Below are 22011 nucleotides of genomic sequence, written 5' to 3' on the forward strand. Positions count from 1 at the left end.
CGTGTGTGTCAACAAGGGTGAAAAAGGAGTCAGTGCATGAAAAAGAGAGTTCTTTACATTATATATACGCTTAATGCTGGGGGTATTGAGACATTAGGAGTGAATATTTTCAAGAATTTAAACAAGGAGCGTTTCGAAGTTGACTTCCTTGTTATGAAAGTACCAGAAAAGGAACAATTCTATGATAAAGAGATTTTGAGAATGGGTGGGCGTATTATTCCTGTAGGAAACTGCAGAAGTAATAAGATTATTAAGTATTTTACTTATGAAATGGATATTTTTCGCACTATAAAGAATGGCAACTATGATGTAGTACACATTAATTCGGGTGACGTACACTCGCTGCCCGAATTAATGTCAGCAAAATTGTGTGGTATAAAGAACATCCTCGTTCATTCGCACAATAGTCTGCTATTTGGGTCTGCAAAGTTCTATCGTATTAGGTACGCGCTGCAGGGGATTTTTAGAAAAATGTCCCCGCTGTTGGCGAATCATTTACTGACATGTTCCAATTTGGCTGCCAAGTGGTCCTATTCTAAGAAGGCGATCAACAACAAGTCGGTTATACAAATTAACAATGGTGTTCATAGCAGTGAGTATAGGTTTGATCAGTCTAAACGCGCAAACTTCAGAAAAAAGCTCGAGCTAAAGGATGAACTACTCATTGGACATATTGGACGTATGAATGTTCAAAAGAACCATCATTTTTTGTTGCAGGTCTTTTATGAAATTCATAGGATAAATCCTGACGCCAAATTGATTCTGTGCGGTATAGGAGAATTGGAAAATGAACTGCGTGCTCAGGCAGAAACATTTGGATTGAAAGACAGTGTAATCTTCTATGGTGTGACTAATGAAATCCCTGCCGTATTGAGTGCTATTGATGCTTTTGTGTTTCCGTCACTCTTCGAAGGACTTCCTGTTGTTGGAATTGAGGCTCAGGCATCGGGTGTTCCTGTTTTTGCTTCGGATACGATTACACCTGATGTAGCTGTTACTCCGTGTTGGCATACATTGTCGTTGAAGGACTCGCCAAAGGCATGGGCTGAAACAATATTGGAATTAACTAAACAATCAAAGCGCATTGAGACGGGTAAAATGATTGGCGATGCTGGTTTTGATATTGTTAATACGACCAAATTGCTTGAGCAACTGTACGAAACACCGTAATGTACTTATGGTATATAACGCGACGGTCATGTGAAGGAGGAAGAAATGTATAACATTAAAATATACAGGAGCAGAGCATTACTATTCTTCCTGTTATTTCCATATATATATCCGATAGGATTGGATGCCATTCCAGTTTTCAAGATCCTCTTTATTATTTGGGGTCTGGTATCAATGGTTTGCGTTGTTTACCTCTATTTTTTTCGTGGTTTCGTTGTTAGGCTATACCCTGCATTAATCATAGTTTTTCATTTTTTTCTCCTGATTATAACGTTATATATTAATGGAGATATTCCAGCGGGTTTAAAGAAATTATTTCTTTTTCCTTGTGCAGTCTTGTTATGTGATTTATGGTGCAGGAAAAATCCGAAGTTGCTGTTGAAGACAATGCTTGATGTTTTCTTTTTTGAGCAAATATTCAACTTGCTGTTTTGGAATGTTAAAATTTTTGAAAATGACCAGTTCTTGTTAGGTATTCGAACCGATTTCCCCATCGTTGGTTTTTTGACTATCTATGTAGCATTGTTGTGTAGATATTTGAAGATTGGGGGTACAAAATATAAGGCATACATTGCAATTGTTGCTTCTATATTAAGTATCTTTCTTGCATGGGTCTCTACGGGAATTGTTGCGTTGCTTCTTCTGTTTGCGTTGTTGGTCATGATTAGGTTCAGATGGTTTGAAAGGCTTCTGAATTTCTGTGATAATACAAAGCTCATACCTTTAGGTATTTTTTTGAATTATGGATTTGTGTTTTCCAGTACGTCAAATATCTTTTCCGGCTTTATTACCTCCTTCTTGGGTGAGTCTACGGATTTAAACGGTCGTGGTATTATTTGGAAACTCACTCTGAGGGCTGTTGCTGAGTCTCCATGGCTAGGATATGGAGTTTATGGGATTTATATTGAGATGCCTGAGTGGTGGGGGGTATCATATAACTATGTTCATACACAGTCACTGCAGTTACTAATTGATGGAGGTATTGTCGCACTTGTGTGCTTCTTGTTGATTCTGATAGTAATTGGTAAAGAAATTAACCGCGGTCAAGACTATTTCATTAAGAAGCTATCAACAATTGTGCTTTTTGCTTGTATGATAATGATGATTCCAGAGGTAATTACCAACTATTGTTGGTCCTTTGTTCTTTTAACTCTGTTAGCTGATAGCAAAGTGTTCGCACAACTTAGAGAAGAATAATACTACATGGAGGATAAAATGGATAAGATATTGACGATTTCTGTTGCTGCGTATAACGTAGGCAAGTATCTCGAAAAGCTTTGCGACTCTGTCATTCGAAGTGGCTGTTTGGATGACGTTGAGGTACTTATTATTGATGATGGTTCGAAGGATGATACTGCTGATATCGCTAAGCGCTTTGAAGCGATGTACCCTGAATCTATACAATACGTAGAAAAAGAAAATGGGGGGCATGGCTCTACCATAAACAAAGGTATAGAATTGGCAACCGGAAAGTATTTCAAGGTACTTGACGGCGATGATTGGATGGATTCTAAAGGGTTAATGCAAGTCATTACTGATATGAGGCATTTAGACTGTGATTTAGTGGTGACAAATCGTAAACGTGTATACGAAAACAGCGGAAAAGAACATGTAGATCGCCTTGAAGGTATTACAAGTGGACAAGTTTTCCTGATTGAGGATGTTTGTACTGAAATGGGGAGATTGCTGTTCCATAGCGTTTTTGTTAAGACTTCAATCCTGAAGCAACAGGATATTCATATTGATGAGCATCATTTCTATGTTGATAATGAGATCTTGTGGTATCCGTTCCCTTATACCGAGACAATTATTTACTTTGATACGGTCGTTTACTGTTATCGTCTTGGCCTTGCTGATCAATCTGTGAATGTTGGTGTAGTGGCAAAGAGAATTGATCAGCATGAGTTTGTCAATAAGCAGGTGCTCGAATTCTATAGCAAGTGGTACGGTAAAATGACCCCAAACAAAAATATATATTTTGATAAAGTTATTGCAGATAACATTGCTTGGCACTATGAGGCATTGTTGTTATTGCCTTTTAGCATTACAAATTATCGTAGAGTTTTCGAATATGGGAAATATGTACGCCTAGTAGCACCGAAAGCTGCAAAGTGCATAACGTATAAGGCTGCAAAAATGGTTTTCCAAAATGCAATTCTGTTCTATCCGTTTGCTTGGCTACAGAAAGGCAAAATCCGGAGGGGCGTATGATTAAAAATAAGCAGGATTTGAGAGATTACCTGTACTGGGACCGAATTGCGTTAGGCAAAGGGAAGGCGCCTAAGCTAGTTGGCGACTATATCTACAAATTCCAAATTGCGTTGCGTAAGTGTGAATACTATAGAAATACAGGAATAAAAAACCCCTTTAGTGTATTTTATGCATTCCAATATAAGAGACTTTCAGTAAAGTTGGGTTTTACTATTCCTCTGAATGTATTCGATAAAGGTCTAAGTATTGCGCATTATGGTACTATTGTAGTGCATCCTGCAGCACATGTCGGGAGAAACTGTCGTATTCATGAAGGTGTAACAATAGGGGCTACTAATGGTATGGCTCAAGCTGCTGAGATAGGAGATAATGTCTTTTTGGCTAGTGGAGCAAAGATCATTGGCGGAATCAGTATTGCCTCGGATGTTGCTGTGGGTGCTAACGCAGTGGTGGTTAAAGATATATCGGAATCTGGAACTACTTGGGGAGGCGTGCCTGCTCACAAAATTAGTAACCACAATTCACGTGGTAACTTGAACGCAAATTTGTTTAACTAATAATAAATGTTGTGATGATTTATTTGGAGTAGCATTGGGGTCATACCCCAATGCTTCAAATTACTTTAGAAGCTCTAAATCTATATTGCAATAACTGAAGAATGGAGGGAAGCAAATGAATTATGATTATCTTGTTGTTGGTGCGGGGTTATTTGGAAGTGTATTTGCATATGAAGCATCAAAACGGGGGAAAAAGGTAAAAGTAATTGATAAGCGTGACCATATAGCTGGAAACATATATACAGAACAAATTGAGGGTATTAATGTCCATAAATATGGAGCGCATATTTTTCATACAAATGATAAGGAAATCTGGGATTATGTAAATCAATTTGCAGAATTCAATCGCTATACAAATAGTCCTATAGCTAATTATAATGATGAAATTTATAATATGCCCTTTAATATGAACACTTTTAATAAATTATGGGGCGTCGTTACACCAGAAGAGGCGAAAATTAGAATTGAAAAACAAAAAGTTGCAGCGGGAATTGATAAGCCAAAAAACTTAGAAGAACAGGCTATTTCATTAGTTGGAACAGATATATACGAAAAATTAGTAAAAGGTTATACGGAAAAACAATGGGGAAGGAAGGCGACTGAGTTGCCTGCTTTTATTATTAAGAGGCTTCCAGTTCGTTTTACTTACGATAACAACTACTTTAATGATCGATATCAAGGAATTCCTATTGGAGGATATACTCAGATTGTAGAAAAAATGTTGGAAAGTTCATTAATTGATGTTGAGTTGGAAAAAGACTTTTTTGAAAATAAAGAGGAGTATCTAAGGGTTTTTCCAAAAGTCATATATACAGGAATGATTGATCAGTTTTATGAATATAAATTTGGTACTTTGGAATATAGAAGTTTACATTTCGAGAGTAGTATACTGGATCAAGGAAATTATCAAGGAAATGCAGTAGTAAATTATACTGATGCTGAAACACCATATACTCGTATAATTGAACATAAACATTTTGAGTTTGGTAATCAGCCTAAAACAATTATCACCAAAGAGTACCCATGTGCCTGGCAAAAAGGTGATGAACCTTATTACCCAATGAACGATAAAAAAAATAATGAAATTTACAATAAGTACCGTGAATTAGCAGAAACAACACCCAATATAATCTTCGGTGGAAGACTTGGAATGTATAAATATTACGATATGCATCAAGTGATTGCTGCTGCATTATCTGTAGTAAATCATGAGTTTAATATAAAGTAGAAAAGGGTAATTAAATGAGTCTCGCCAAGAATTATATTTATAATATGATTTACCAGATTTTCACTCTTATAATGCCACTAATAACTGTTCCGTATATTTCTAGGGTATTAGGAAGTAATGGAGTGGGTATTAATGCTTATACTTATTCCATTATCCAATACTTTATATTATTTGGAACAATTGGAATTTCCCTATATGGTAATCGTGTAATTGCTTATGTAAGGGATAATAAGATGGAATTGAGCAGAACGTTTTGGGGAATATTCTATTTAAAATGTATAACAACTTTTTTTGCATTATTAATCTTTCTAATATTTTTATACTTTTCGAAGGAATATCAGAATATATTCCTTCTTCAGTCACTGTATTTAATTTCTGCAACTCTAGATATTTCATGGCTATTTATGGGTCTAGAAGATTTTAAAAAGACAGTTGTCCGAAATTTATTATTAAAGGTTTTAGGGGTTATTTGTGTATTTACTTTTGTTAAGAGCGCCTCAGATTTATGGAAGTACATTCTTATTCTAGCTTTAGCCCAACTAATAGGGCAATTAACAATGTGGCTTTATTTACCCCAAACTGTAAATAGAATTAAAGTGAGATGGAACGATGTAAAAAAGCATTTTATGCCATCTTTATATTTATTTGTACCTCAAATAGCAGTTCAAGTTTATGTAGTCTTAAATAAAACAATGCTGGGTAGCATATCAAACACAACCGAAGTTGGTTACTTTGATAATTCTGAAAAAATTACAAAGATGGCTTTAGCAGTTGTTACTGCTATGGGAGTTGTGATGTTACCGAGGATTTCCAATACCTTTGCTAAAGGAGATATGAAAAAGGTAAAAGACTACCTCTATCAAACCTTTGAATTTGCATCATATCTATCTTTTCCAATGATGTTTGGTTTAGCTGGGATAGCAAATGAATTTACACCCTGGTTTTTTGGCCCTGGTTTTAGCAAAACGGGTATAATAATTGGTGTTATTAGTCCAATTATCGTTTTTATTGCTTGGAGTAATGTATTAGGACTACAGTATTTAATGCCTGTAGGCAAAGTAAAAGGGTACACTATTTCGGTATGTGCAGGTGCAGTAATTAATTTTATTTTAAACTTAATATTAATTAAGAATTATACATCTTTGGGTACGGCAATTGCAACTGTAGTTGCAGAGTTTGCAGTTACTGCAGTGCAATTATTTTGGATACGGAGAGATATTGAAATCCATAAATTATTTAACTCCACCTGGAAATATTTAATTTCAAGTTTAACAATGTATTGTTTTTTACGAATTATTGGCCGACTATTAAATGCAGGATTAATTACGACTATTATACAAGTTATTGTGGGATTTAGCATTTATATATTATTATTATTATTACTTAAGTCTAAGATAAATCAAAAGCTGTTGACCATTGGGTGGGGTATGGTTAGAGGAATTTTTAAGAATTAATATTTAATGAATTAGAATAAATGACAAAGTTCTTTTTAATAAAATGAAGAATTAAAACAACCACCAATTTATTGAGGACTTTAAAAGAAGATTCCACTGGTTACTAGGGCGCACCCTTCTGTTTGATAAGTATCTAAAAAGCTGAAGGAACAGGAATGTCTCTCCTCATTAAATTAAGAAATCACACCACATTATTCAGTTTATTTAAGTTAATAATATTTCTCGGAAATCAAAAATAAAAACGCTGGTTCTAAAAAGCTAGAATAAATGACTTTTTAGAACCAGCGCCTACTAACTAGGAACCTATTGTTCTTTTATTGAAAATTGGAAGATATAATCTCATCAATTTTTTTCTGATCAATCACTAACTGATAGTTATGTGCTTTTAAGATATCATCATATAGTTTTTTACCTTCACCGGGTATTTGGTGGTACGTTAGTTGTGTATTAGGATCGAAATCTTTAGCGGCAAATCCAAGACTCAGCATATCTGATGTTGACATATTAGTAGCAATGATAAAGTTAGGAATAGACTTTACTAAAGAAGGCAATTTAGTAATGTTACTAGGATCCAAAGCTTTTTTGGCGATTCCTTTTAACGCTTCCTCTTGTAGTTGCTGACGGCCATATTCTCCGTTTTTAAGGGAGTAACGTTCATGGACTACTTCTGTAACCATCTTCCCATCAAAAGAATGTGCACCTGCACTAATGATTTTTCCGGTATTTTCACCATACCAAGGATGTGTTAACTTTACTTCGAATGGAACATTCATATCAATGCCACCCACTGCATCTACCATCGCTTGGAAACCGCTGTAATTCGTTTCTACATAATAGTTAATGGGAACACCCGTTAATTCTCCTATAGCTTTAACTGCTGCTTCTACGCCTTTCTGTGCTCCCTTTGTTGCTTGCATAATATACTGAACGCTTGTTATTTTTGTATATCCATATCCATCTAAATGGACACGGGTATCCCGTGGAATACTAATGGCATTGTACTTGTGCTTGTTTAGATCAACGTGAACAAGGACCATGGAGTCGGAATGGCCAATATTTTCACCTTTTCTTTCATCAGAACCAATAAGTAGTATATTAAATATAGGTTCTTTTATTTTATCAACATTCATCGTAGAATCTTTATCATTTGTTTTTCCTGTTGAAACTATAGGTACTGATGTGAAATGGTTTTTAGGCTGTAATTGGTAGTATTCATATCCAAAGGCAACCAGCCCAATTACAAAAATCCCTAATATACAATAACCGAAGATTTTCCACTTTCGACTTTTCTTTTTCTTTTTATCCATCTGTTCCTCCATAGTTGTAACGGTATGGACATATCTTAATATTTTTGGATAGTATCTTCAATAAATTCATTATAAATATGACGAATTCTATTAAATAATGTTTCAGGAAAAATAGGAAAATGTTATTAAAAAGGAAAAAATATATAGTGTAGGAAGGTATCCTGTTACAACGAATTTTAGATGTATTAGTTGATTAATTTTTCCCAATATCATAAGTAATGATTTTTTACTTGTATAGTGTTTTTTTACTATTAATAATTAGAAAATGTTGGTATAATGTGAGTAGATAGACATAGTTCGTACGAAAGGGCAAAGCCATTGAAAGATGGTGGCGCAAAACTACAGGGGCTAAGGTCATAATGACTACGTCAGCCAGTTACCGAATATGATCACCTTCCTGCGAATTATGAACTCAATAATAGGAGGGCTATTTATGTTAATTTTCGTTGGAGGCTTACTAATGGGTTCTTTTACTATGCTATTCATTATGAGTTTAATGGTGGCAGCCAAAAGGGGAGACCAACAAATAGAAGCATACTATCAAGAGAAAGCATACTAAAGATTGATATAATAGCTAAAGGAGAGCCGCTTGAGCTCTCCTTTTCCAATTTTTCATGTATATCTAAACTAGTAAACTCATGATTAATTTCACCCAACCGAAAAACGCCAGCCACAACGGAACACTGAGAGATGTACCCCAAAATAAACCAACTAAAAGATTCCCCTGCTTATCCATATCATCCACCCCTATTAGTAGATATAGCCAATTCTTATGTTTTTCAATTGTGTTTAGATAACTATAAGAGAAAACGCTTACAAAAGCAATGGGAGGGAATATCCAATTTAAACAATACGTAAATAGGACTAATGTTCGCCATTTGTACAGTATTTTTATCGATTCATAGCAAGATCAAAGCTTTCTATAAAGTGCTGTCACCGCTCGAAATATTTTGGTAAATGAAGACGGCCAAGGGGTGCTTTTCTAGTTTTGTAGATATTGTCACAGGCTGGATATGGTGCCTGTCACCACTCGAATTTTGTCGAAGAATGATAGGCCTTTATGTGGATTAATGGGTTTTGGTGCCAGCCCCCACCCGAATTAACAAAGGAGTTGCCCATCGAAGCAAAGTCTGGCGAATTTGAACGTGTAGCTTTCGATAGTGTTGTCGAGGTGAAGGTTGGTAGTTAACAGTTAACTTGACCGGGTGCCTGTAACACCACTCAAGCCATATGGGCGATCCTTTTGAGATTAAAAGAGATAGAAATTAATCATACTACTAAACTAGAAATTGATATAATGGAACAAATAGGAAGATTTGCAATAGTGGTTTGTAATGGAAGGGCAAGGCTCTCTGAGTTGCCTAAACATGGTGAAACTAAAATTGTTACGCATCAGGACAAAGTAAAAAGGGTGAAATGATGAAGGCGAAGATTTTTAAGATATTGAAAGAGTTGTTGAAGATATCAGGTGTATATTTATTATGTTCTGTAACTGGTGGAGTTTTATCCTCTATATTTGATGAAATTCATGAAATAATAATGAGTATTTCTTCTTTAATATTTACATCATATTTTATTTTAAAAATATTACCTGTATTTACTTGGTGGAATGATAAGACTGAGATTAGCAGGTTAAAAAAAGAATTAGCAACTAGAGAAATAAAATCATTGTATATGTGGTCTGGCAGTGATGGTTTTGAATATTCTTTCTTCTATGAAATGTTAAAGGATGATGCACAACATGATGCATTTACCAATTTAAAATTAATAAAAACGAAAATAAAAAACAAAATAGGATCAAATAAAAGTGATTATTATTTGTTGAAAAATTATATAGAGGCTAAGGAGAAAAATAGTCTATTAGAAAAGTATTATACTATTATTTTTGGATTAATTGTTGCATTATTAACAACTGGCCTTTCAAAACTAATGACATCAAGTGAAGGTATTACCTTTATTTCAGATATCTTACTAAATACAAAGAAGCATAAGCCAGTTGAAAATTTCCAAATTGTTATTAATATTTTTAATGGTTTTATTTTTATAACCTCATTATTAATCTTTTCAATTAGTGAATTCACAAGGGAAAAACGTAAATTGGAGCTTTTCAAAGGTATAATTGAAACAATTATTTTTGAAAAAGAAAATAGCTGAGTTCTGCCAGTTCTCTGGATAACACAGGATGAATGGTTTTAGACCATCATTTGGTGCCTTTTTTAACTCCAGTGCCTGTCACCACCCGATTATGTCGAGAATGATATACCTTAATGTGGATTTTTAGTGATTGAATGAAGTTGTAACTGAATATTTTTGGGGTGCTGAATGGTTGTTGCGTATCATCCGTTTAGGGAGAAAGGGATAATCCGAACCGTCAGGGAAAAATGTGATTCTCAAATGAGTGAGGGGAGGGTTCTGGTAACTTTGTAAGGAATATCTATAAGCCATAGACCGCCCCTATGGTTTCTTAGTAATCAATGTAATATTTAGTTAAACCTATTGGTCATGTATGGTTTGATAAGTGTAAATCTGATAGAGAAGTTTAGCGACTTTATTAAACTCCATAATTTATATTCTATGTTCGTTAATTTTACAATTACCCGTCTCAATTCTTCAGTTAGTAGCTTGTTTAATTGCTCATTCTGTTCAATACGTTCTTCGTTCTGTTCGATTAGTTTTGCTAATGCTAAGAATAAAAACCCGCTTATTAGGCTACTTAATGCGGTGAATAAGCTTGCAATTGCAGTAGTGTCGTTGTATGTATTAAATGCCACGATAAGACCAACAACCCCTACTACTAATATAAAGAAAGCTATAGATTTAATTAATTTGCTCATGATTTTCCCCTAACTGTCTATTTTTATTAATTATACAATACTATATGCTTATTTTATACGGGTAGGAAGAAATACAGTGATATCAGTGCCTGGTCACGATTCTGTCGCCACCCGAATTTTCTCGACAATCTTTTGGCAGATTTCGCGGCAAGGATTCCCGTGCCTGTCACCGCCCTAATCTTTGTATCGTTGTCCAACATTTTTCCTAGTATATCTGTAAAGGTAGAAGGAGGAACTTCTAGGATCCTCGCTAGTTTCATCTTGTGTTTTCTGTTTCTCCATACGTAACCTTACGATTAATTTCCCAATGTAATTTCTCCTTTTTAAGACCATTATCGATTGTTTCCCTTAGAAAGCATGGTTTAGTTCAGAGGCTTTTCTTAATTTCTGTAATGCCCCTATCTTCCATTGCTTCACGGCTGAAACAGACACGTTTTCTTGAACCGCCAAATCCTTTGTGGTTTGATCATGAAGGATGACACCCATCACCCATTTGGTTTCTTTTTCTGTCAGTCCATGGCAATAAGAAAGCAGGATCTCAGCATCAAAAGGGGTGTCCGGATTGTGGTCCTGTACGGTTTCCCAATACTCTTCTTTTGGATAAGTGAGCATGGTCTCATCCTTATTCTTTTGGTTCAGTTCCATTAGGAGTTTCCCTTTTATATAGGTGTATGCATAGTTGGTGAAGCTTCCCTTTTCTGGGTTAAAGCGCTTGTCTGCCTCCCAAAGGCCAATTAATGCTGTTTGATAGAATTCCTCCAGGTTGCGGTAAAGATGAAGAGAGTGCATGATTTTATGAATCATAGGGTTATACTGCTCGACTAATTGATTAAAGCTATCCATTGCTGGATCCTTTCGGGACAGCATGCTACCGGTTTATTCCTAGGTAGCTTAAAGATATCGAGAATAAAGGATTTAATCGAATGAAGCTTCTTCATTTTTGAAACGGAAAAGGGGAGGAAAAGAGTCATTTTTGGCATCAAAAAACAAATTTCAAGCTGCTTTTTGCTATTTTGGGCAGATTTTATATGGATTTGTGGAGGAGACCAGGGGGACGGTTCTGGTGGCTTTTACTCTTTGAGAGATGTTATACCAAATCCATGGGTTGCTTTCTCTGTAGATACTGGCAACTCTCGACAATTTTTTTGCTGTTTTTCCGTAAGAAGCAAATGATAGCAAGTACTCATACATCTACTAACTAAACGTTTGTTTACTATCGGATTAGGGGGAAGGAAAGGGAAAGAAGTCGACTAGTGAGAAATAACTACTATGTTGTTGAATAAGAAGGAAACCCGCGGTAGGATGTTCGACAATTTTTTTTTGCGCTTGATGTGCTGAAAATTGCCCTATCATGGAGTTTGTGCTCGTTTTAATTAATCGATTAATTAGTATAGTTAATAGGGAAAATGTGTGAATATTGACGAAAGGGGCGGTTCTCCTGGTTGGGGAAAACCAGAAGAACCGTCCCTATGGTAGTTTATTCTGTTTCGTCTTCGCTGTCTAAGAAGGTATCGAAATCGATATTCTCGGTTGCTTTTTTGACTAGGTACTCTGGTGTTACTTCTAGGACAATGGATAGCTTAACAATGGTTGTGAGGGAGGGACTTTTTAAGTTTCTTTCCATTTCACTTATGTAGGAACGATCCAGTTCACTTCCAAGTGCCACTTCCTCTTGGGATAGCCCACGTTCTTTTCTAATCGTTTTTAACGCTTCACCAATATAAATGATCTTATCATCTTTCAAAGGAAAATCTCCTTTTTAAGACCATTACATAATTAGTGCTATATTTACTCCACGGGCTATAGCCTACAAAACATAAATAAATGGGGACAGTCCCCCGGCGCTTTAGCGCAGCGGGGGACTGTCCCTCCCTTTATACGTCTGAATTTTCCAGTTGTGCGATGAGTTCAGATGCTTTGATTCCTAGCTGTGAGGCAATGATGAAGATGGTTCCAAGGCTTGGTTCTTGGATGTTTCTTTCTAGTTTACTCACATAGGAAATGCTGAGCGAACAATCTGAAGCAAAGTCTTGCTGAGTGATGGCCATTGCCTTTCGATACTTTTTTAGTAATTTTCCAAAATATTTTCTTCTATGCTTCATTTTTATTGCCCCCATTAAAATATCTTGCTCTTTATTATATTTAATCCATCTTTACGATTGTTATATCAGGATAGTAAAAACTCAATATGGTATAAGTTGGTAGTTGGTGTGTTAGCCTTGCTTTTTATGCCAAGTGTCAAAGTTGTATTTGCCATTTTTCAGTTTGGTTAATTGATGTGGTTTTTTCGGTTCGTGGTGAAAGGTCATGGGGTTATGGGTGTTGCCTCTATCTTTTGATAGCTTCCATAGTTGTAGGGCGGTCTGCATTCTGCTATTAAAGGAATGTAATCTTAAATCAACAATGATAGAAATACCATTACTTAGTTCTACTTCCGTCTTGTAGCCAATCCTTTTCGTTTTAACAATATGCTGAGGGTTAAACCAGATACAATCATCTTTTTGCGTGGAGCTAATTGGGAACAAACATACATCTTGATAAGGATTCACGATTACTGGGCATAATCGGATGTCACCAAGAATGTCTTTGGCCCCTATATAGGCACCGTTTAGGTTATAACTTATGTATTTTAATGTATCGTCCATTAGTTGGATGGGTGTTCTTTCTACTAATAGAGACTCGCGGCCGATCATTACGCGGGAACAAAGTCTGCCGTTTGCGTCATATTCTCCTACCATCATAATAATATTCCGATCAATAAGATAAAACGTTTGAAATGTCATTCATGTCTCCCCTTATTACGTTTTTTCGGAGGTATTACTCTTTAAGTCACCTTAATGTAGACAGTAAGTCTCCTTTCTCTAAAGCTAGCTTGTCGTCCTATCATTTCGTCCGTTAAAGTGAAAGTTGAGAATCAATCCTCTCCACTCTATTGAACACTATTTTAGAAAAATATAAAACGGACAATAGTAATTAAAAATAGCTTTTTTTCAACCTTTATTGACAAAATTGTGAATTTTTTACTTTTATAGGTTGGTGTGCTAACTTGCTTAGCTTTTCATGTAATTTTCCAATTCAATTAGTGACCAATGTTTTTCAGGTGAGTGTTGAGGCGTTAAATCATTAAAATCCTCGAAGAATTTATTCTTTAAGATTCCGTAATAGTAAGCGATCGGGTTTTTCAGCGATTTTGTGGTTTTGAGCTTCCTGATCATCTGCTTAAAGGCATGAATGGCTGTGTGAAGGACCTTTTCATGGTCTGTTTTCGAATACAATCGATAGGCACAAATAGAGGTCATCTTCCAGTACTCCTCGATGACTTTAGCTTCTGGAAAGAAATATTGAACCAGCTGCGTAAATGGCTTTGGTACACTGTCAATGGTGAATGTATGATCCAATGATGGTTGTTGATCACATTTACGTTCTTTTATCTCTTTATTAGTTTCAGAAAGATTAATAGTTTCTTTATGGTGGTTCATGTGTTGCGGTTTTGGTGGTTCATTTGAAGGATAACGATTAAATACGTAAAGGTTGCTGGATTGCGAGCCATTTTTTCGCTCGGTTTCATAGACGGTAATAATGCCTAACTGAATGGCTCTTTGAATCATGCGTTTAAAGGTAGATCGGGAGATTCCGTGATTGTGGTATTCCTCATGGATTGCTTTTAAGACGGTCCCAATTTTCGCATGAGAGACGCCAGGTATTTTCGCAGAAAAACGGATCAGCCTTTTTAAACCGATTAGTTCCCCTCTTGAAAATTTCTGTTTTGTATCTAAGAGCCACATCTCAATATGATGATTAAATTCCTTAAGACTTTCAAACTGTGAATACTGTTCGTACTGATCCATAGAGGTAGATTTTAGATTCTTCATCCCGTGACAACCTTTCGCTGGTCTATTGTAAGCCTGTTGGCAAGTCCTACAATAAAGGCTTTGGAAAGAAGATTCGAATGCCGCTATTTCAAGTTAGAAGCCATTTTCGTCGTTTATGTGCCTATTTTGGCTTCTAAAGTGATTTAAAAGTGCGCTTTTGTCATTTATGTAGGGATTAATAGCGATTTTAGGGTAGAAACAAGTTTAGGGACAGTCCCCCGTCGCTTTACAGCGACGGGGGACTGTCCCTAAGACGATTCTGGTGGCACTTTACACTTGTGGGTTTAGAATAAACCCAAAGGGAGTATACAACTCGATGCTGTATATAAGATGTTTATGGTGTTCAAAGCACCGACTGAATATTGTTGGGTGGTGGATTGTTGTGCTTCTTTCCGTTTGTATGGGGAAAGGAGGTGATAATCATGGAAACATTTCTTGAAATTCTACGAGAAGTTTATAAAAGGAAGAATTTAAATAATCGCCAATAGTCGACATTCTTTTTAAGGATTTCAAGGCGAGAAAACAGTGTTTGCTAAGGCTCTCTCTTCTATTAATCAATCGTTTGTTTAGTATCGAATATGGGTGGATGATACAGGATTATGTCGGTTGAGGAGAAAAGACAGGGATTTAGGGGAAGTGTAGGGGAATTTTGCTGATCGATTATCGACATTGTTTTTAGGGGATTGTGCTTAGGAATATGTATAGGGGGCCGTTTGTTGAACTTTTAATTAATCGTTTAGATGGTATCGCAGATCATGAAAATTGAAAAGATTTGTTGGATGATGGGATATGGAGGAGGGGAAGGGCTTCTTATTTTGTGCTTCAAGCTGTGGGATTTGGACCTTCCTGTGGCTTTTTTCAGTAATTTTAGATGCATACAGAACATATGTTTGTATATAATATTATTGAGGTGATGATGATGGCGATACGTGATCGAGGAATAGTAAAATGGCAGGCAGCTTTTCAATTGCCGGAACTAGCGAAGACTCAGCGGAATTTTTGGCGTGATACGGAACGGACTAGGAAGCCAATCATAGACGAGCATGAAGCGGAAGAGTTTGACTTGCGAATAGCTTATGCCATGGAATACGGCCATGCAGTGAAGGTTGCGATTTGGCATGACGGATTTACTCATGAGGTAACTGGCAGGGTGCATTACGTAGATCCATTAACCAAGGAGCTGCGCATAGAAGCAAAGTCTGGTGAATTTGAGCGTATAGCTTTTGATAGTGTTGTTGGGGTGAAGGTTGTTAGTTAATTTGGTGTGGTTCCTGCTACCTCTCAAGAAAACCGGGGGGCGGTTCTGGTGGCTTTAACTCTTTGAGGGATGTATAACATCTATGAGTTGTTATCTCTGTAGGTGCTGGCAATTCCCGACAATTTTTTTGCTGTATTTTTCGAAGGAAGCCAATGATAGCAAGTACTCAAGCATCTACTAACCAAACGTTTGTTTACTATCGGATTAAGGGGAAGCGAAGGGGAAAAAGTCGACTAGTGAGAAATAACTACTATGTTGTTGAATAAGAAGGAAACCCGAGGTAGGATAGTCGACAATTTTTTTGCGCTTTATGTGCTGAAAATAGCCCTATCATCGAGTTTATACTCGTTTTAATTAAACGATTAATTAGTATAGTTTATAGGGAAAATGCTTGAAAAATGACGAAAGGGACGGTTCTCCTGGTTGGAAAAACCAGGAGAACCGTCCCGGTGGTTTTAGCCCGAAGAGTTTTTTGTGAAATTAGGTGTCAGGCACGGCACTGAATAATTAGCTAAATTGTGACATAAAAAGTGTCAAATTTTGCACAGCTTGTCATTATGTGTTTTTAGGACTTAATCCCTATATTACAATGAAAGGGCACCCAATTTAGCAGGGAGTTGTTTGAAGGATACTATCTCCTGATTCTCTTTTATAAACATATTGTAATGGTGTAGTACTTTAACTTAGGGGGGACAGGTTCAGTCACTTTATTAAGTTCCTTTTCCTAAAAGAAGCTGCCAGTTCTCGTTCATCTTTTTCATGATTTCTGTTGTCATTCTTAAAGGGTAGGCGATCACCATGCCGTATTATTCTTTTCGTGAGGTTTGGACACCTTTGAGGTTTTTTCGCATTCGCTTTTTTATTGATAGCAATGATCATAGTTTCTGGATCAAAGTGGGGAAGAACCCGAGAAAGAGACTAACAAGATCATAGCTGAAAGGTTACTAATTAATTAGAAGGAGCTCTGTCAGCACAGGGTTCTTTTTCGTTTTTAGGAGGTCAATATAGAGCTTTGGTTTTACTATCCGGAATTCCTTTTAAAATAAAATAGAAATAAATAGTAAAAAAGGCTTATTTAGAATAAAATGAGAAAGATTATAATTTATGTAATTTTTTGAAAGAGGGAAAATAGATGTCGAGTATCCAACTAACGAGTAGTTCCCAGGTTTTAGAAGATCGTTCTGTTTTAGAGGCCATTGAACGGTCACTTGCGATGATAGAATTTGATACACACGGAAAGGTGTTATGGGCAAACCAGAATTTTGCTGCTACGATGGGTTACCATGTTACAGAAATGCCTGGCCTTCTACATAAGCAGTTTTGTACGGAGGAATTTGCACGCAGTAAGGAATATGAACAGTTTTGGAGCAACTTAAGAAGTGGGAAGAGTTTTCAGGAGAAAATTCAAAGGGTTACGAAATATGGAAGACTGATTTGGTTAGAGGCCACCTATTGCCCAGTAGTTGATGAGAGTGGAGAAGTCAGAGGTGTTGTAAAGATTGCCACGGATATTACGAAACGAGAGAATAACACCTTGGAAGTGGCCACTAAATTACAGCAGATGGCTGCGGAATTACTGAACCGAGCGGAGTCGGGGATTAAACGAAGCGAAGAAGTAGCCTCGGCGTCAGAAAAACTTGTTCATGAGTCTATTGAGAATTTAGAGATTCTTGAATCCTTGAAAGAACAAGCAACCTCTATCACCGATATTATTAAAACCATTCGTGGTATTGCTTCACAAACCAATCTATTAGCCTTAAATGCGACGATTCAAGCGGCACATGCAGGTGAGCACGGGCGTGGGTTCAATGTGGTAGCAAAGGAGATTCAAAAGTTGGCAGACCGGGTGGAGGATTCCATCCATGAGGTGAAATCTCATATCGAAGGGATTTCAAAAGAAATTAATCGAATTAATTCTGTGACGCTACGCTCAAAAGAAGGCATATCTAATAGTCAGAAACTGGTTGAACAAGCGATGGAAGAGTTTAGTGGAATTGGAACGGCTGCGCTACAACTTGATTCTCAAGCGAAGACGTTCAAAGACCTTCTTTTGTGATCGGTGCTTGTGTGGAACGGACTGTCGATACGAGTCGAACTATTTGTATTTCCAAATTTTATTAAAAACACTATAATTAGTTATATTATTAAGATTAATCTGATAAAGGCAAACCTACTGAAAAGTAGGGACGCAAAGTCACAGGTCTAAGGATAACTATGATGGCTGGGCTGCCGGGTTTATTCATTCAAAGGAGTCGATCTATTTGAAGATTAAATCCATCTTATGTTTCTTACGTAGACGTCATAAGTACAGTTATTACACCAGCAAATGTATCAGATGTGGAAAGACAAGTAGTAATAGTTACAATTAAAATGGAGCCTGGTGCTCTTTTTTTTGTGGTGGAAACCAGGGGGGCGGTTCTGGTGGCTTATGAGCCAGTAGAACCGTCCCCCTGGTTTTTATGATGCCTGTAAATAGGTACACAGTTCTTCGTAGGCACTATTAATCTGTTTAAATTTTTGATCCGATTTTAAATACACGTCTGGGTGGTATTTTTTCGCCAGTACTTTGTATTGCTTTTTAATGACGTTTAGATCTCTTTCGGTTGAGGGTAATTCGAGTATGGAAAGTAATTCTTGAATTTTGTTAGTCGTTCTTTCCGCCAAATAATCATTTGCATATTTATTTACCAAATCGACAGCCACGGACCATAATTTATCCGACTCTGCTTGTAAATTTGTCCCCCCAGCCACCTCAATGGCCTCTTTTCCATGACGGAAGATGACTTTTCTCTTAAGCAGCATATTAAAGACTAAAAGGCCGATCAAAAATTCAAAGGTCGTTTCCTGACTTTTTTGATCCATATTTAATCGTGCCTGCTCGTCTAAGATATAGTTGATGGTTCTGGCGAGGCTGATGTCACGGTAGGATTGTTGACTATAGAATTGACCGTTCTTTTCAATAACAGAGAATTTTTCATTATTAATGGTAAAGGAAGAAGGGACGATTCGATTATCGGGTGACTTTACTAGATTAATGGATAACTGTCCACTGGAGTTTTGTATTAAAAGACGACCGCCGCCATATCCCCAGAAAAAGCTTTCTCCTATTGGATAACTATACACGGGTCCTTTTACATACACGTTGACTTTTTCCAAGTAGGAGCCGCTTTCGAACTCCCCATAGATCGGAATAAAATTTGAGTTCGAATTTGATGATGTGGTGTGAGTATAGCTGCTTTGGTTGCTACTAGAACTAGATGAACCGGAACTAGCGGAACCAATTAACCATAAACCAATAATGACTAAAATGATGATGAACATTTTGATGATTCCCCCTATGTTAAATCCGACAAAATAACTATTTATTACTTTTTATACCATAATAATTATGTCGAATGTCTGCAGTTTTTGTCGAAATAGGAAAAAATGAGTATGCGTTTTGTAGCTGTTGATGGTTGCCTCTTTGAGGGCGGCAGTTTCTAAACAATTAGTAAATTTTTCCGAAATAATATAGAGATAGAAAGTTTTACTAGTTTAGGGGGATTTTGGTTGTGAGATTACATAGATGGCTGGGGGCAGTGATTCTATTATGGACGTTAACCGCATGTGCTCATTCCTCTCAGAAAGCAGTCGGGGATGATATGAATCCGAATCTATCTTCAACGGAAAAAGAGGTAGCGAGTCAGGCGGTTTCCTATGTGAAGGCTATCCAAAGAAAAGACTATCAAAAGGCGTTTGGGATGGTATCTCACGTCTATAAAGAGGCGGGTGTTACTCTGGACGATTTTACAACGGACATCGAGCCAGCCACTTCTGCTCTCGAAGGTTATAAGATCAGTGTTATAGGTGTGAGAGACCGGTTGCCTAGAGAAACTTCGAAAACGAATAAGACGGAGAAATTTTACCTCGTGTCATTGTTCTTTGATTCCAAAGGGGACACACGGGAGGAGTATGCTCCTTATGAAGAGTCAGGCGTCAATTGGACGGGTGAGAAGCTTTGGTTTCATTGGGAAAAAGGGGCATGGATGTTCTACGGTAAGGATGATCAAGACGGGGTCACGTGGAAGCCGGATGCCTATGAGGCGGCTCTTACCTATGTACAAGCCTTAAAGAATCAGGACGCGGAGGCAATTTCCGGCATCTATTCTAGCTTTTTTAAACAGCAGGGAGAAACACTGGATGATATCCGTGACGAGCTTAGCCAATCGGAAGGGAATATGGTCTCCTATACGATTAAAGAGATTACGGATGACTTACATATAGATGAAGAGGATCAGGTTCTTACGCCGGAAATGGTGGATGGACTGATTCGAGTGAAGGGTAGTTATTATAAGGAAAACTATGAGGGAATGGATGAGCCGGAAGAGTTCAAGTTTGAGTGGTTTTTCCATTTAGAGGATGGTAAGTGGAAATATCTTTTGGATGATTCTTACGAGTTTCATAATGCAGCTATTTATAGTTTTCTAGAGAATGGGTCTGGGGCTGAGGGGGAGACTTCTTCTCAGGGAACGGATGATGGCCAGACGGTTGATTTTGGTAAGGGGGATTGGAAAGCCAATAATAAAAAGGTGTTGGCATCTGACTTTTTGACCCTTGCTGGTCAAGGGCAAATCAAAGGAGTGGACGTTTCCATAGGTGAACCGATTGGGCCGGCGCTGGAGAATGTTATGGGTGCTCCTGATGGGATGGGGGATGCAGAAGGAGGACGTGTGCTACTCTATAAAAGTTGCCATTGTGGGTTAGGTGTAGATTATGATTACGCGGATTATCCAGATACACCGGTGTATACACTCCAGCTGCCTATTCAGTTATCGTATGATGATGTGATTGAAGCTTTAGGGAAACCGGAGGAAGAGGGAATGAGTGAAACAGACTCTTCCTACACGCTCTATTATACAGTTGGCGAACACACGTTATTTGTTAAGAGGAGTGAGGGGGCGGTTGCTAGTGCTCCGTTTGATTCGATTACATTAAAGTAAGTTTACTAGAGAGAGAAATGTTGACAACACGGGGGGAATAGCAGGTGAGGAAGTTTGTAATGGGGTGCAGTATCACTGGTTTGCTTTTCAGCTTAGCAGTGGGTTGTACCAGGCAGGATGATATGGTCAGGGTCAATACGGATATTATGGAAGCTTTGCGGACATGGAGTGTCTATGAGGATCTGGACGATGCCTTTCCGGAGGATGTGATTGAGATGGTGAATGACATCGATCCAACTTATGATACCAAACCCTATTTGGCCAAGGAAAAACCGAAGATTATCTCCAGTCACAACCTGATATATAGCCTTAGACATGGGGAGAAGGAAGTGTCACATAAGGGCTATCTTAAGTTATATAAGAACTTTGAGAAACGATATAATTCGATTACGACAGTGAAACAGCATCCGATTACGGCGATGGATAAACTGGAAGATGAGTTAAATGAATTTCGGTCTGTTATTCCTAATTCAGGTAAGGACCTCTATTTTCATGGGCAGATTTGTACCATTATTGATGAGATTAACTGGTATCGAGAGAAGTATGAGGATGGGGAAAAGGATGATCGATCTTGGAGGGAAGAGGAGATTGCGACTCGTTTAGCGATGCTGGCGGTGGTGGCTGAATTGGTCGGGGATCACCCGGATATCTTGGATTTTGATCGGAATTCTAATTTCCAACAGTATGTATCTGATTTTGTTTCGGCGCTTGATATAAAAGCGAATCTTCAAGTAGAGGCACCCGCTGTGGATGAGGTGGTGGAGGAAGAGCAGCCTGCTGTGACGGAACCGGTTTCGACGGAGCAGACCATGACGGATGAAGATGCGAAGAATGCAGCTCTCAATCAGGCCATGGCGATTGTCAATGAGAAGATTGAAGGGATGGCAAGCATTGTTGCGTATGATGGGGATTTAGATACCAACGGGCAAACCTATTATGCTTTTTACTGTACACGAGACGATGGCTCGGGCGATTTCAGGCTATTTGTGAATTCGGGTGATTTTAAGGTGTATAAGGATGATCAGGGGTTTGATACGGAGTGGGTGCCGGAATAAGAAGAGATAAAAAAAGGGGACAGTCCCCCGTTGCGCTAAAGCGCCGGGGGACTGTCCCCGCTTTTTCTTATTGATTTTTTCAATAA

Annotated in this window: 21 protein-coding genes and 2 riboswitches; of the genes, 13 read left to right on the forward strand and 8 right to left on the reverse strand. The window is 37.5% G+C overall.

Translation table 11 applies throughout. The annotated features are described in order from the left end of the window. Positions 1 to 36: 36 nt before the first annotated feature. From QE429_RS03130 to QE429_RS03155, 6 genes are all read left to right on the forward strand, one after another. Entirely contained in the window at positions 37 to 1170 is a 1134-nt protein-coding gene (locus QE429_RS03130; protein WP_307283955.1) for a glycosyltransferase family 1 protein, read from the forward strand. 45 nt (positions 1171 to 1215) lie between these two features. Then, a complete protein-coding gene (locus QE429_RS03135; RefSeq protein ID WP_307283957.1) occupies positions 1216 to 2367 on the forward strand; it encodes an O-antigen ligase family protein in 1152 nt (383 codons plus the stop codon). Between the two features lie 18 nt (positions 2368 to 2385). Then, positions 2386 to 3381, forward strand: a complete 996-nt coding sequence (locus tag QE429_RS03140) for a glycosyltransferase family 2 protein (RefSeq protein ID WP_307283960.1) — start codon at positions 2386 to 2388, stop codon at positions 3379 to 3381. After that, positions 3378 to 3938: an LbetaH domain-containing protein gene (locus tag QE429_RS03145; protein WP_307283963.1), complete on the forward strand. Its 561-nt coding sequence runs from the start codon at positions 3378 to 3380 to the stop codon at positions 3936 to 3938. Before QE429_RS03140 ends, QE429_RS03145 begins: the two co-directional genes overlap by 4 nt. Before the next feature lie 115 nt (positions 3939 to 4053). Continuing rightward, a complete protein-coding gene (gene glf, locus QE429_RS03150; protein ID WP_307283965.1) occupies positions 4054 to 5166 on the forward strand; it encodes a UDP-galactopyranose mutase in 1113 nt (370 codons plus the stop codon). Positions 5167 to 5180: 14 nt separating this feature from the next. Beyond that, the gene (locus QE429_RS03155; protein ID WP_307283968.1) at positions 5181 to 6620 is read left to right on the forward strand and encodes a flippase; all 1440 of its coding nucleotides are present in this window, start codon (positions 5181 to 5183) and stop codon (positions 6618 to 6620) included. A 314-nt stretch (positions 6621 to 6934) separates the two neighbouring features. On the opposite strand, the gene QE429_RS03160 is transcribed toward QE429_RS03155, so the two are convergent. After that, positions 6935 to 7927 (reverse strand): LCP family protein, encoded by a 993-nt coding sequence (locus QE429_RS03160; RefSeq protein WP_307283970.1) that lies wholly within the window; start codon positions 7925 to 7927, stop codon positions 6935 to 6937. A 298-nt stretch (positions 7928 to 8225) separates the two neighbouring features. Then, positions 8226 to 8311: riboswitch (cyclic di-GMP riboswitch) on the forward strand. A 49-nt stretch (positions 8312 to 8360) separates the two neighbouring features. On the opposite strand from QE429_RS03160, the gene QE429_RS03165 reads away from it, so the two are divergent. The 3 genes from QE429_RS03165 (at position 8361) to QE429_RS03175 (ending at position 10081) form a co-directional block, all read left to right on the forward strand. Next, complete coding sequence (locus QE429_RS03165; RefSeq protein WP_307283973.1) at positions 8361 to 8486, forward strand: hypothetical protein; 126 nt, start codon at positions 8361 to 8363, stop codon at positions 8484 to 8486. A gap of 738 nt (positions 8487 to 9224) precedes the next feature. Beyond that, complete coding sequence (locus QE429_RS24410; RefSeq protein WP_373463228.1) at positions 9225 to 9347, forward strand: XtrA/YqaO family protein; 123 nt, start codon at positions 9225 to 9227, stop codon at positions 9345 to 9347. Further along, positions 9347 to 10081, forward strand: a complete 735-nt coding sequence (locus QE429_RS03175; RefSeq protein WP_307283975.1) for a hypothetical protein — start codon at positions 9347 to 9349, stop codon at positions 10079 to 10081. The genes QE429_RS24410 and QE429_RS03175 overlap by 1 nt, the downstream gene beginning before the upstream one ends. A 329-nt stretch (positions 10082 to 10410) precedes the next feature. On the opposite strand, the gene QE429_RS03180 is transcribed toward QE429_RS03175, so the two are convergent. The 6 genes from QE429_RS03180 to QE429_RS03205 form a co-directional block, all read right to left on the reverse strand. Next, entirely contained in the window at positions 10411 to 10761 is a 351-nt protein-coding gene (locus tag QE429_RS03180) for a hypothetical protein (RefSeq protein WP_307283978.1), read from the reverse strand. Positions 10762 to 11109: 348 nt separating this feature from the next. Next, positions 11110 to 11628, reverse strand: coding sequence for a sigma-70 family RNA polymerase sigma factor (locus QE429_RS03185; protein WP_307283979.1), 519 nt, complete (start codon positions 11626 to 11628; stop codon positions 11110 to 11112). 610 nt (positions 11629 to 12238) lie between these two features. Further along, positions 12239 to 12505 (reverse strand): helix-turn-helix domain-containing protein, encoded by a 267-nt coding sequence (locus QE429_RS03190; protein ID WP_307283981.1) that lies wholly within the window; start codon positions 12503 to 12505, stop codon positions 12239 to 12241. 130 nt (positions 12506 to 12635) lie between these two features. Continuing rightward, positions 12636 to 12863 carry a helix-turn-helix domain-containing protein gene (locus QE429_RS03195; RefSeq protein ID WP_307283983.1) on the reverse strand — a complete coding sequence of 76 codons (228 nt, stop codon included), beginning with the start codon at positions 12861 to 12863 and terminating at the stop codon, positions 12636 to 12638. A gap of 111 nt (positions 12864 to 12974) precedes the next feature. Further along, the gene (locus QE429_RS03200) at positions 12975 to 13544 is read right to left on the reverse strand and encodes a competence protein ComK (protein ID WP_307283985.1); all 570 of its coding nucleotides are present in this window, start codon (positions 13542 to 13544) and stop codon (positions 12975 to 12977) included. A gap of 267 nt (positions 13545 to 13811) precedes the next feature. Further along, complete coding sequence (locus QE429_RS03205; RefSeq protein WP_307283987.1) at positions 13812 to 14633, reverse strand: hypothetical protein; 822 nt, start codon at positions 14631 to 14633, stop codon at positions 13812 to 13814. 886 nt (positions 14634 to 15519) lie between these two features. Between QE429_RS03205 and QE429_RS03210 the strand changes: the two genes are divergently transcribed. Together QE429_RS03210 and QE429_RS03215 are read left to right on the forward strand one after the other, a co-directional pair. Further along, positions 15520 to 15891 (forward strand): YolD-like family protein, encoded by a 372-nt coding sequence (locus QE429_RS03210; RefSeq protein ID WP_307283989.1) that lies wholly within the window; start codon positions 15520 to 15522, stop codon positions 15889 to 15891. A gap of 1132 nt (positions 15892 to 17023) precedes the next feature. Beyond that, complete coding sequence (locus QE429_RS03215) at positions 17024 to 17947, forward strand: methyl-accepting chemotaxis protein (RefSeq protein ID WP_307283992.1); 924 nt, start codon at positions 17024 to 17026, stop codon at positions 17945 to 17947. A gap of 97 nt (positions 17948 to 18044) precedes the next feature. After that, positions 18045 to 18125: riboswitch (cyclic di-GMP riboswitch) on the forward strand. 223 nt (positions 18126 to 18348) lie between these two features. Here the strand turns inward: QE429_RS03215 and QE429_RS03220 are convergent. Then, positions 18349 to 19212 carry a J domain-containing protein gene (locus QE429_RS03220; protein WP_307283995.1) on the reverse strand — a complete coding sequence of 288 codons (864 nt, stop codon included), beginning with the start codon at positions 19210 to 19212 and terminating at the stop codon, positions 18349 to 18351. Positions 19213 to 19442: 230 nt separating this feature from the next. Between QE429_RS03220 and QE429_RS03225 the strand changes: the two genes are divergently transcribed. Continuing rightward, positions 19443 to 20870, forward strand: a complete 1428-nt coding sequence (locus QE429_RS03225) for a hypothetical protein (RefSeq protein ID WP_307283998.1) — start codon at positions 19443 to 19445, stop codon at positions 20868 to 20870. A gap of 44 nt (positions 20871 to 20914) precedes the next feature. Beyond that, entirely contained in the window at positions 20915 to 21925 is a 1011-nt protein-coding gene (locus QE429_RS03230) for a hypothetical protein (RefSeq protein ID WP_307284000.1), read from the forward strand. The last annotated feature ends 86 nt before the right edge of the window (positions 21926 to 22011 follow it).

Source organism: Bacillus sp. SORGH_AS_0510 (assembly GCF_030818775.1).
Lineage (GTDB): Bacteria > Bacillota > Bacilli > Bacillales > Cytobacillaceae > Neobacillus.